The sequence below is a fragment of the Roseomonas sp. CECT 9278 genome (assembly GCF_918698155.1).
Lineage (GTDB): Bacteria > Pseudomonadota > Alphaproteobacteria > Acetobacterales > Acetobacteraceae > Neoroseomonas.
In genome coordinates this window covers 20226-31453 of the sequence record NZ_CAKKLX010000052.1, presented here as the reverse complement: position 1 = coordinate 31453, position 11228 = coordinate 20226, and the positions used below count along the sequence as shown (strand labels likewise).

Genomic DNA, 11228 nt, shown 5'->3' with positions numbered 1-11228 from the left:
AAGTCGCCCTCATCGCCTGCCTGCGCCGCCTGCTCACCATCCTCAACGCGATCATCAAGGCGCAACGTCCATGGCAAAACGCTTGACCCGCAAGACGGTCGCTCTGGACACCAATACCTGATCGGGGCGTTTGGGGAGGGGCGTGGCGCGCGCGTTGCGTCAGGCTCACCGACGATGCCCCTGCCCAAACGCCCCGACTAAAGTTGAGGGTTCCAAGGGCCTTAAGCCCTTGGTGGGGGAGGTCCGGAGGGGGCAAAGCCCCCTCCGTCCACCGCTACGACCCGCGCTGCAGCAGCGCCACCACCCCGCGCTGCCATGCTTCCCACGCCTGGTCGGCGGCGCTGCCGGCGGCCTCGGCCTCGCGGCTCGCCTGGTTGAGCCGGCGGCGCGCTTCCTGCTGCTCGGGCCCGGTGCGGTCCTCGGCGGCCTGGCGGGCGCGGGCCAGCGCCTGGTCGGCGGCGCGATAGGCGCGCGCGCGCAGCCGGGCTTCGTCCAGCTGGCGGCGCAGCGCCTGCATCGCCTCGACCACGGCGGCGAGGTCGGCGCGGCCCGGGACGTCGGGCGGCGTGCGCGCCAGGATCTCCTGCAGGCGCTCCATGGTCCCCGGGCCGCCGGGCAGGCGGCGCAGGTTCTGCTCGATGTCGAATTGCTGCCAGCGCAGCAGCATCGGTTCACCCAATGAGGTGTCCCACAGCGGCGTGTCCTGGCGGATCGCGCGCTCGAAGGCCAGGCGGATGGTCTGCGCCGACCCGTCCAGCACCGCTTCGTGGCGCAGGCCGAAATCGCCCTGGCTGACGATGGGGAAGCGCGGCGTCGCCCCCGCGCGGGCCGGCACGTCGACCACCACCATGCCGCGCGCGCCGCGCGGGTCGACGGCCAGCGCCACCTCCTCCCTGCGCGCGATGTCGATGGCGACAAAGCCGCGGCGCAGCGCGATGCCCCGCACCGTGTCGGTCGATGTGCCGGACTGCGCCACCTGCACGTCGCGGTCGCGCGCGAAGGCCAGGATGCGGCCATCGCCCGAGGGCATCGCGCGGATCTCGGCATCGCCCAGGAACACGCCGGCCTCAGGCCCTTCCGCGCCGTACACGGTGGCCAGGCCATCGGGCAGCGTGTGCGGGGAGCCGTTGCGGATACGCACGGCCTGCAGCGGGTGGCGCGCGTTCAGGTCCTGGATCCACCAGACGCGCTCGGCCGGCAGGCGGACATCGAGGAAGGGCACGTTGGCCGTCTCGCCGGCGCGGATGGTGACGGGTTCGGCGAGGACGAAGGCGACGCGCCCGGCCGAGGCCTCGGCGGTGGCGGCCGCGGCGGGCTGTGCGGGGGCGCCGCCGGCGATCATGCCGGGCGCATCCGGTGCGCCGGCCCGCCGCGCCATCTGCGGCGCCGCGGCGGAGGAGTCCATCATGCGCCCGGCCAATGCCGCGGGCGCCGGCGCCGGCATCGGGATCGGCACCGGGACGCCGCCGGTGTCGGGGGTGACCATGACCGCACCCGCGACACGCACCGGCATCTCGGGCCGCGCCACGGTGATGGGCTGGTAGATGCGCTGGCGGAAGGCCGCCGCTTCGCCGGAGACGAGCGCCAGGCGCACGGCATCCCAGTCGCTGCCCGAGGCATTCTCGACCACCGCCCAGCCCTGCAGGCGCGCCTGGGTCGGTGTTGCGGCGGGCGCGCCCATCGGCGGCACCAGCAGGCGGTAGGACGGCTTCCACAGCGGCGCGCCCGCGACGTACAGCACGGCCACCTGGCGCGCGCGGTCGGCGCGCAGGCGGATCTCGATGCGGCGTTCGTCGTTGGATCGCGCGGCGGCGAGCGCCTCGGCCGCGCGCGCGACGCGCCCGGCCAGCGCGGTATCGGTCAGCACCACCTCGTCGCCCTCGCGCAGCACCACGGTGCGCAGGCCGGTGGGGGTGATCAGCGTCAGGCGCAGGCCGCCCGGCGTGCCGGCCACGGGCGGCACCTCGGCGGCATCGGCGATGCGCCCGCGCGCGCCGCCGGCCTCGGCTTCCTGGCCGCGCAGCGCCGCCAGCAGGCGCACGCGGCTGTCGAAATCATCCGGGCGCACGGGCAGGCCGCGGAAGGCCTCGTTCGCCAGGTCGCGGGCGGGCAGGCGCAGGCCCTCCACCGTGCCGGCGGTGTCCACCACGATCAGGCTGCGCAGCAGGTCGTCCACATCCTCGGTGGGGGCGCGGAAGGTGACGGTGCCATCGGGCGGGACCTCGCCGGCACGCTCGACCTGCGCCAGGCCGGCGGAGGACAGCGTCACGCTGCGCACCGGCAATTCGGTGGCGAGCGCCGTGGTTGCGCTCAGCAGGAAGGCGAGTGTCAGGCGACGCATGGCGTTGTCCTCTCCGCGGGGGGCGGAGGGTAGGCGGCGCGGGGCCGCGCGGTCCAGGGCGGCGGGCGCGGCGGGCTGAAGCGGTTCAGCCCGCCAGCACGATGTCGAACTGCGCGAGCAGCGCGCGGGACTCGATGCGATCGGCGGGGAGGAAGGGGATGATGACCGCCTCGCGCGCACGCGGGTCGCGGATGCGGTTCAGCAGGCCGTCGCGGTCGTTGAGCGGTTCCCCGGCGACATACATCTGCGTGACCAGCGTGCCGCCGCCCGGGCGGGTGACCTGCACATGGATATGCGGCGTGCGGCCCGGATAGGGCGCCGGGCGCAGGGTGCGGAAGGCATAGGCGCCTGTGGCGTCGGTCAGCACGCGGCCATAGCCCTGGAAATTGGCGTCGAAGCGGGCGGTGTCGGGGGCGCGCGGGTGGCGGTAGATGCCCTGGGCGTCGCATTGCCAGATCTCGACCAGCGCGCCGGGAATGGCGGCGCCGGCGGTGTCCGTCACGCGGCCGCGCAGGTGCGCCACCGTGCCCATGGCCTGCGCCGCCGCACCCTGCACACGCACCAGGTCGGCATCGGTGTCCGCGGGCAGGGTCACCGGGTAGAACGGCCCCTGGGTCTGGCGCGGGGTGGCGGTGCGCGTCTGCGCGAAGGCCGGCAGGGGCAGTAGCAGGGCGGCGCCGAGCAGCGGGCGGCGGAGCAGGCGGGGCTGGGTCATGGCGGCACTGTGCCCCGGGCGCGCGTGACGCGATGTATCGAAGCGCAACCGGTCAGGTCAGCGCCGGGATCAAGGAGAGCACCAGCAGCACCGCCATCGCGATGTTGAAGCCGCGCAGCGCGCGGTCCGTCCGCAGCAGGCGCGACGCCCCCGCGCCCAGCGCCGCCCAGACCAGGCAGCACGGGAAGCAGACCAGCGCGAAGGCGCCCGCGATCAACAGCGTCTCGGCCAGGATGTCGCCATCCGGCGTGGTGAAGGCCGGGATGGCGGCCAGCGCGATCATCCAGGCCTTCGGGTTCACCCATTGGAACAGCGCCGCGCCGATGAAGCCGAGCGGCGGGCGGGGCGGGCCTTCGCCCGGCGCGCCCGCGCGGGCGATCTTCCAGGCCAGCACCAGCAGCCAGGCCGCCCCGCCCCATTTCAGCGCGGTGTGCAGCATCGGCATGGCGGCGAAGGGACCGGCCAGCCCAAGCCCGACGATCAGCAGCATGGCCGCGAAGCCGATCGTGATGCCGAGCATGTGCGGCACGGTGGCGCGGATGCCGGCATTGGCCGCGCCGGCCGCGACCATGAGCACGTTCGGCCCCGGCGTGACCGACATGGCGATGGCGAAGCCGAGCAGGGCGAGGGTCTTGTCCATTGGGCGATGTTAGGTCAGTAATGCTGACATTCACGTGCGCTCTTGCCGGGGCGGCGTTGCGCGTGTCGCATGGCGCCATGGGATTGCAGGAGGATGCCATGGCTGACGAAACCCCCGAACAACGCCTGGCCGCGCTGGGATTGGTGCTGCCCCCCGTGCCCAAGCCGCTGGGCAGCTACGTGCCCTGGCGGCGGGAGGGCGACATGATCTGGACCTCGGGGCAGGGGCCTCGGCGCCCGGACGGCGTGCCGGTGGCGGGCAAGGTGCCGACGCAGATCGGCGTCGAGGAAGCCTATGGCCATGCCCGGTCGGTCGGGCTGGGGCTGCTGGCAGCCGCGGCCGAGGCGGCGGGCGGCCTGGGCAGGCTGCGCTGCGTGAAGGTGCTCGGGATGGTGAATGCGATGCCCGATTTCGGCGACCATCCCAAGGTGATCAACGGGTGTTCGGACCTGTTCGTGGCGGTGCTGGGGGAGAATGGGAAGCACGCGCGCTCGGCGGTGGGGTTCGTGAGTTTGCCGAACCAGATTCCGGTGGAGATCGAGGCGATTTTTCGCGTGGTTGACTGACGCAAGGCCGCGGCGCCGGCGGGGGTCAGGGCCATGCGATGATTCCATGGGACCGGAGCACCCGCGCGGTGACCGCGAGCACGATCCAGGCAGGCCAGACGGTCCAGGCGCGGGGCATGGTCCGGGGCGGGATGTGCCGGTCCGGCGTAGCTCCGTCATGGATCATCCGGCCGATGAACCAGCCTGGCGCTGTCAGCACAGCGGCCGCGCAAAACCCTGCCAACGCGAGGGCCAGCAGTTCCGTGACGCTGTCCCCGCGCTGGGAGGCCAAGCTCAGTGACGCGGCGCGCCACCCCATCAGGGTCTCGACGCTCACGCCCATCGCAGGACCCGCGATCCAGGTCGGCAAGGGGCGCGTCGTCTCGTCGCGATGCAGGTAGCCGTGCACGGCGAATGCAAACGCAAGTACGAGTTCGGGACCCCACAGGAAGCCCTGCGGGGCGGCGGCAGCCAGCACGATGGCTCGCGGCGCGTGTGGCGGGAGCCTCGCCCCAGAGGCCAGCGTCAGCACGATCAGGGCGAGCAGAATCGCGACCGCCAGGGCGACCAGCATTGTCCGGCACAACGCGCCGAACCGCGCCCCGTTCAGGCCGAGGTACAGCCCCATCGCCACGCTGAACGGGACCAGGACGAACAGGTAGGCGGCGAAGGCGCCGCCCATGACGCCCATGAAGACGGCGGTCACGTGCGATTGGCTCAGACGCGATTGCGCGTCACCAACCGTCCCGGCTTCTCCCCCGTCGCGCCCTTGCCCGCGACATAGGTCGGCGTGCCGTTCGCCCAGACTTCCTCGATCCCCTCGCTGGTCTGCTTCGGGTCCTCGAAGGTCGCGCGGTCGATCACGGTGTCGGCGTCGAACAGCACCAGGTCGGCATAGGCACCCTCGCGGATTTCGCCGCGGTCCAGCATCCCGAACAGCGACGCGGTGCGCCCCGTCATCTTGTGGATGGCGGTCTCCACGCTGAACAGCCGCAGCTCGCGCGCATACAGCCCCAGCACGCGCGGAAAGGTGCCCCACAGCCGCGGATGCGGATGCGCGTCGTGCGGGATGCCGTCCGACCCGATCACCGACATCGGATGCGCCATGATGCGGCGCACGTCTTCCTCGTCCATCTGCCAGGTGACTTGCCCCGCCGGCAGCAGGCGTTCGGCGGCCTGGCGGATATCGGTGTTCCAGCCGCGCGCCAAGTCCGACAGGTATTTCCCCGCCATCTCCGGATGCGGGATCGACCAGGTGATCATCACCTTCACATCCTCGCGCAGCCGGTCGGGCATCAGCACGGTGGACCCTGCCGGGTAGGGATACATGTCGAAGAACATGTCCTGGGTCTGGTTGATCGCCTCGATCAGCGGCAGGGTCTGCGTCGAGCGCCCGTAGTTCTCGGGCATCGAGCATTTGTGGTGGCTGACCCAGACCGGCACGCCGACACGCTTGCCGATCTTCGCCGTCTCCTCGATGGACGCCAGCACGCGGTCGGCCTCGTCGCGCATGTGGGTCACGTAGATGCCGCCCATGGCGCGCAGCGGCTCGGCCACCGCGATCACTTCCTCGGTCGTCGCATGCATGTTGGGCGGGTAGTACAGGCCGGTCGAGAAGCCCGACGCACCCTCGGCCAGCGAGTTCTTCACCCGCAGGCGCATGTGCTCGATCTCGGAATCCTTCGCCACGCGCATCACGTCGCCGTCCATGGCTTCCACGCGCATGGTCTGGTGGCCGACCAGCGCGTAGGTGTTCACCTCGCTCCCGCGCTTCTTCAGCTCATGCGCGTAGTCGCCGAAGGAATCGAAGCGCCACCAGCCTTCCTCGCCGATCAAATCCAGCGGCGGCGGCGGGGTGCGCTTGAACCGCGCCGGCGAAAGCGACACGCCGCAATTGCCCACCACCACCGTGGTGACACCCTGGCTGATCTTGCAGGTCATGCATTCGGGCCCGCACATCACCGCGCGGTCGTCATGGGTATGCGCGTCGATGAAGCCGGGCGCCAAGGCGCGGCCATGCGCGAGAACCTCGCGATCCGCCGAAGCGCCGCCCAGGTCGCCCACCGCCACGATGCGGTCGCCCGTCACGCCGACATCACCCCGCCGGCGCGGCGCGCCCGTCCCGTCGAAAATCGTGGCATCGCGGATGATGAGGTCGCAGCGCAGCGCCATGGTCGTGTCTTCCGAAGCAAGTGGGTATCGCCGAGCATGGCGTGGCGCCGCGCGGCGCGAAAGCCCCGCCGGGTGCCGGCGGGAACAACGCCGCGGCGGCCCCGCGCACCGACGCCCTGCGGGTGGGTCGCGCATGCCGCGCCATGCGCCACGCCCGGCCGGAGGCAGGGCACGGGCCGGCGGTCGCGCGGCCGGATCAGGCGTGGTGCGGCACCTCGCAGACGACATCCTCCGCCTTGCCCGCCGCGCCGCGTGGCAAGGCCTGCGGGCGCTGCACTGCCACCCCGGCGGCGGCTTCGGCCTCGCTCGGCGGTGCGGGCGCAACGAGCGCCAGCCGCACCGCCGCGTGAGCCGCCTGCACGATCCGCTACTGCCGCACCCCCGGCACGGCCGGGACGACACCGATCGACGGCTGGTCGCGAGGCATGCCGCCTCACCTCCCGCCAGAGCAGATCGCGTTCAGATGAACTCATCTGAACGCGTGAAGATGCTCTGAAAACAACAGGCTAGAGCCTGCTACGTGAGCGCGAGCGAATGCAGCATGCTCTAACGTGTCCGGCACATGACGCAACTGCCATGAACCTGCCACGTCATGTTGCGATCCAGGCCATCACGACTCCGCCGTCGCGGAGAGGAGGAAAAGCCATGCGACCCGTTGCGATCAGTGCCGTGCTGCTCGGCCTCGCGCAGGCCAGCTTCGGCGCGGCGGCCATGCCGGCGGCGCCTGCCCTGTTGGCGGAAGCCGGGCAGGGCGTGACGCTCGCGCGCGCCGGCGCGTTGCCCGGCCTGGCCGAGGCCGCCCCCTCGGGCGTGCTGCCGGTCGGCGATGGCGACCGCGGCCGCTGGCGCCGCGGGCCGCCGCATGGCCATGGCTGGGGGCCGCCGCCGCGCGCGTATTACTACGCGCCGCCGCCGCCGAGATACTATCGCCCGCCGCCGCCGGTGTATTACGCGCCCCCGCCGCGCGCCTATTACGCGCCGCCGCCGCGCGCCTACTACGCGCCGCCGCCGCCCGTGTACTACGCGCCGCAGCCCGGGGTGAGCCTCAACTTCCGGTTCTGACGGCGCCGCGCGTCACCGCGCGTCCAGCAAGCGCAGCGCCGCTTCCGGCCCGGCCAGGATCTCGGTCAGCCGCGCGAGGTCCGCGGGGTTGGCCTCCGGCGCCGCGCGCAACGCGGCGAAGGAATCGATCACCTTCCGCAGCGTGGCGTCATAGGCGCTCGCCCCGCCGAGCCTTCGCCCCGCCGTCTCGATCCGGCGCAGGCTGCGCGCGGTCGCCTCCATCGCCTGCATCCGCGCATCGTCCGGCCGCGCGCCGGCTTGCGCCAGCGGGTCCAGCAGATGATGCGCGGTTGAATCCGCGAAGGCGCTGCGGCATGCCTCGCCGACCGTGCGGCGCAGCGCCGCGACACGCTGCCGGCGCTCGGGCCGCCGCCCCGCCTCCGAGGTCTCCAGGTCGTCCAGTGCCTCGGCGAATTCCTCGGCGAGCTGCGCGGCGCCCTGCGGGTCGGCGACCGACAGGTCCGGCCGGCATTCCTCGATCCATTGGTCGAGCACCCGCTCCATCGCGCCCGGCGCGCCCACCCGCGCGGACGCCGCCGCCGAGGCCACCGACCCGGGCTTCGCCGCCTTCAGCAGGATGGTGGCGAAGATCGCCTCGACCACCGCGGCATCCTCGGCCGCCGCGGCGCCCAGCGCGGCCTGCACCAGCGTGGCGGGCGGCCCCTCCCGCGCCGCCAGCAGCGCGCTCCAGAGCGGGTCGGCATGGCGCCACACCCCGGCGGCGAGGGCCGCGCAATGGCGGAACTCGGCCTCGCCGAGGCCGCTGCCCTCCCAGCCCGGCGGTGGCGCCAGCCGCGCCGCCGCATCCGCCGCCGCGCGCCACAGGCGCCGCCCCGCCGCATCCACCGCCGAAAGGTCGGCGAAGCTGCGCCCGGCGAAGGCGCGCTCGATCGCCTCGGCCTCGGTGCCGATCGCGACGCGCACCGAATCGGCCAGCGCCGGCAGCGCGCTGCGCGGCAGCCCGCCATCCGCGCGCTTCCAGCGGCGCGCATCGGCCACCACGCCATCCAGCGGCAGGAACAGCAGCCGGGTGAAGGCGATCGGCCGCGGCGGCCGCAGCCGGCGCAGCCGCGGCCGCGCCGCATCCAGCAGGCGGTCCGCCTCGCGCCGGTCGGCCATGCGGTCGAACACCGCGACCACCCGCGCCAGCGCATCATCCGAGGCCGAGGCCACGGCGTGGGTGAGGCGGCGCTGCTCGGCGGAGAGGGTCGTGCTCATGCGGCGCGCGAGCGCAGGCGTTCGTTGCGCGCGACGATCTCGAGCATGCGGCCCGACCGCCAGTCCTCGTTCGCGCGCACCACCCGGCGCATCCGCGTCGGGCGGTCCCAATCGTCGGTGATGCCCAGCCATTCCTCGACCTCGCGCGGCATCACCGGCGCCAGCAGCGCCATCTCCCACAGCGCGCCCTCGCGCAGGCCGGGATCGGCGTCGCGCCACAATTCGGTGATGACCTGCCAGCCATCGAGCAGCCAGTCGGGCCGCGAGGCACGCCGGCCGAGCTCGGTCGAATCCTCGCGCCAGGCGCGCAGCAGGGTCGGCGTGTCCGACAGCAGGCCGTCCAGGTCCTTGAAGGCGCCCGCCGCGCAGGACAGCGTCAGGCGCGCCGCATCCATCACCAGCACCGCCGCGTGCTGTTCGCTGGGGTCGGCCGATTGCGCGACATGCAGTTCGATCTCGTTGACCATCGCCTGCAGGCCGACCACCAGCGCGCGGGTGCGCGACACGCCGGGATCGCCGGGAATGCCCACGCCGCAGAAGGCGCTGGCGATGGCTTCGAGCCAGGCGGCGATGATCTCGGGGCTGACGCCCAGGCGCGGGGCGAAGCGCGCCACCGCGCGGCGCGCGCGCTGTTCGATGCGGACCGGCGTGTCGGCCTGCGGCGGGACGGTCGCTTCGTCGCGCGATTCGGTGCGGCGGATCAGGTCGAGCAGCAGCAGGAAGTTGGCGCGCATCCGCGCCGCGCCGTCCTCGTTGACGGCGCGCGCCACGGCGGCGGCGGCCTCGCGCCCGGCCAGCCCCTCGGCGGCGACGGCGCGCGCGGTCTCGCGCACCGTGGGGGGGGAGACCACCGCCTGGTCGGACAGGCGCTGCCACAGCCGCCGGTCGTGCAGGGTGGGCGCGCAGATCTCCGGCAGGGCGCCCCAGGGCACGATGTAGTTGCCGCGCCCGCCGGACGGGTTGGTGATGACAACCTCGAGCCCGGCGCGGCTTTCATTGGGCCGAATGCGGGCGCCCAGCAGGAAGGGCGTGGTGAACGGCACGGTGACGCCGCGGTCGAGGAAGGTCGCCGGCTGGTAGGCCGCGGTGCCGAAGCGTTCGAGGATGTCGGTGCGGATTTCCGTCATGCCACCCCATCGTGGCGCGCAGGGGTAAAGGAGGGGTTTCGGCGCGGCCTTGCAATTTCTCCATGCGATCCTTCACCGCCACACCCCCGACCGCACCGACACCGCGACCAGCACGCCATAGGCCGCCAGCCCCAGCCCGATCGCCGCGAAGGCCCCCGGCAGCCCGGCATCGGTGAAGGTCGCCAGCGCCCAGCCGCCCCCCACCGCGAAGACCAGGCGCGAGACCGAGGCCGCGAAGGGCCCGCGCATCCGCCCCGCCCCCTGGCAGGCGAAATACAGCGCCATGCCCAGGCCGAAGGGCCCGAAGGACGGCCCGACCCAGCGCAGATAGACCACGATCGCCTCCTGCACCGCCGGGTCGGCGGCGAAGATCCGCGCCAGCGGATGCGGGAAGATCGCCGCCAGCACGCCGATGCCGCCGGCCAGCCCGCCGGCGATCGCCGCCCCCCGCCAGGCGGTGGCGCGCGCCGAGGCCCAGTCCCCCGCGCCCACGCGCCGCCCGACCAACGAGGTCAGCGCCACCCCGATCCCGAAGCCCAGCGGGATGATGAGGAATTCCAGCCGCACGCCCACGCCATAGGCCGCGATCGCCGCCGTGCCGTGCACCGCCACCAGCGCGGTCATCAGCACCACGGTCAGGTTGGCGATGGTGGCCATGATGGTGGCGACCACGCCGACTTCCAGGATGCCGCGGAACAGGTCGCGGCGCAGCGGCGCGCGCAGGTCGGGCACGAAGCCCGCGCCGCCGCGCAGGATCACGAAGGCCATGCTGCCCGCCGCCGCGGCGAAGGCCACCAGGTAGGCGATCGCCGCCCCCGCCAGGCCCCAGCCCAGGCCCAGCATCAGCAGCCCCGACAGCGGCGCCTCCAGCACCCAGCAGGCGGTCATGATGATGGCCGGCAGGCGCATCTTGCCCGCCCCGCGCAGCACCGATCCCAGGATGTTCGACAGCCACACCAGCACCGCGCCGCCGAACAGGATGGAGGCATAGGTCACGGCGTGGTCCAGCGTGGCGCCGCGGCCGCCGACCGCGCGGAACAGCATCGGCCCGAAGCCGAGCGCGAGCACCATGGTCAGCACGCCCATCACCAGCGCGATGACCACCGCGTGCTTGACCAGCGCCGCGGCTTCCGCGGTCCGTCCGCCACCGATCGCGCGCGCCACCGCCGAGGCGACGCCGCCGCCCATGGCGCCGCCGGAGGTCATCTGCATCAGCATCAGCAGCGGCAACACCAGCGCGTAGCCGGCCAGCGCCTCGGTGCCCAGGCGGCCGATCAGCGCGGCCTCGGTGGTCTGGGCGATGGCCTGCACGAAGGTCACCAGGATGGTGGGGGCGGACAGGCGCGCGATCTCGAGGACCGGGGCGGGGGCCTGGGTCATGCGGCGCGGGTGATCATGCCGGTCGCGC

The 11228-nt window shown here is 73.3% G+C and carries 11 protein-coding genes; 2 read left to right on the top strand and 9 right to left on the bottom strand.

Annotated elements, in window-relative coordinates; genetic code table 11:
• Positions 1 to 274: 274 nt before the first annotated feature.
• From LQ222_RS22660 to LQ222_RS22650, 3 genes are all read right to left on the bottom strand, one after another.
• Positions 275 to 2341, bottom strand: a complete 2067-nt coding sequence (locus LQ222_RS22660; RefSeq protein WP_230169138.1) for a DUF4139 domain-containing protein — start codon at positions 2339 to 2341, stop codon at positions 275 to 277.
• A gap of 85 nt (positions 2342 to 2426) precedes the next feature.
• Positions 2427 to 3056 carry a protocatechuate 3,4-dioxygenase gene (locus tag LQ222_RS22655; protein ID WP_230169136.1) on the bottom strand — a complete coding sequence of 210 codons (630 nt, stop codon included), beginning with the start codon at positions 3054 to 3056 and terminating at the stop codon, positions 2427 to 2429.
• A 52-nt stretch (positions 3057 to 3108) separates the two neighbouring features.
• On the bottom strand, positions 3109 to 3696 hold the full coding sequence (locus LQ222_RS22650; RefSeq protein WP_230169135.1) for a LysE family translocator: 588 nt from the start codon (positions 3694 to 3696) through the stop codon (positions 3109 to 3111).
• 98 nt (positions 3697 to 3794) lie between these two features.
• On the opposite strand from LQ222_RS22650, the gene LQ222_RS22645 reads away from it, so the two are divergent.
• A complete protein-coding gene (locus LQ222_RS22645; protein ID WP_230169133.1) occupies positions 3795 to 4262 on the top strand; it encodes a RidA family protein in 468 nt (155 codons plus the stop codon).
• Positions 4263 to 4287: 25 nt separating this feature from the next.
• Here the strand turns inward: LQ222_RS22645 and LQ222_RS22640 are convergent, their stop codons facing one another.
• The 3 genes from LQ222_RS22640 to LQ222_RS22630 all read right to left on the bottom strand — a co-directional run bounded on the left by LQ222_RS22640 (position 4288) and on the right by LQ222_RS22630 (position 6774).
• Positions 4288 to 4947, bottom strand: coding sequence for a hypothetical protein (locus tag LQ222_RS22640; protein ID WP_230169131.1), 660 nt, complete (start codon positions 4945 to 4947; stop codon positions 4288 to 4290).
• 11 nt (positions 4948 to 4958) lie between these two features.
• Positions 4959 to 6413 (bottom strand): amidohydrolase family protein, encoded by a 1455-nt coding sequence (locus tag LQ222_RS22635; protein WP_230169129.1) that lies wholly within the window; start codon positions 6411 to 6413, stop codon positions 4959 to 4961.
• A 196-nt stretch (positions 6414 to 6609) separates the two neighbouring features.
• Positions 6610 to 6774 carry a hypothetical protein gene (locus LQ222_RS22630; protein WP_230169127.1) on the bottom strand — a complete coding sequence of 55 codons (165 nt, stop codon included), beginning with the start codon at positions 6772 to 6774 and terminating at the stop codon, positions 6610 to 6612.
• A 284-nt stretch (positions 6775 to 7058) separates the two neighbouring features.
• Between LQ222_RS22630 and LQ222_RS22625 the strand changes: the two genes are divergently transcribed.
• Positions 7059 to 7475, top strand: coding sequence for a hypothetical protein (locus tag LQ222_RS22625; RefSeq protein WP_230169125.1), 417 nt, complete (start codon positions 7059 to 7061; stop codon positions 7473 to 7475).
• Positions 7476 to 7487: 12 nt separating this feature from the next.
• Here the strand turns inward: LQ222_RS22625 and LQ222_RS22620 are convergent, their stop codons facing one another.
• From LQ222_RS22620 to LQ222_RS22610, 3 genes are all read right to left on the bottom strand, one after another.
• Positions 7488 to 8693 carry a hypothetical protein gene (locus LQ222_RS22620; protein ID WP_230169124.1) on the bottom strand — a complete coding sequence of 402 codons (1206 nt, stop codon included), beginning with the start codon at positions 8691 to 8693 and terminating at the stop codon, positions 7488 to 7490.
• Entirely contained in the window at positions 8690 to 9820 is a 1131-nt protein-coding gene (locus LQ222_RS22615; protein ID WP_230169123.1) for a hypothetical protein, read from the bottom strand. The genes LQ222_RS22620 and LQ222_RS22615 overlap by 4 nt, the downstream gene beginning before the upstream one ends.
• A 72-nt stretch (positions 9821 to 9892) precedes the next feature.
• On the bottom strand, positions 9893 to 11200 hold the full coding sequence (locus LQ222_RS22610; protein ID WP_230169121.1) for an MATE family efflux transporter: 1308 nt from the start codon (positions 11198 to 11200) through the stop codon (positions 9893 to 9895).
• Between the last annotated feature and the right edge of the window lie 28 nt (positions 11201 to 11228).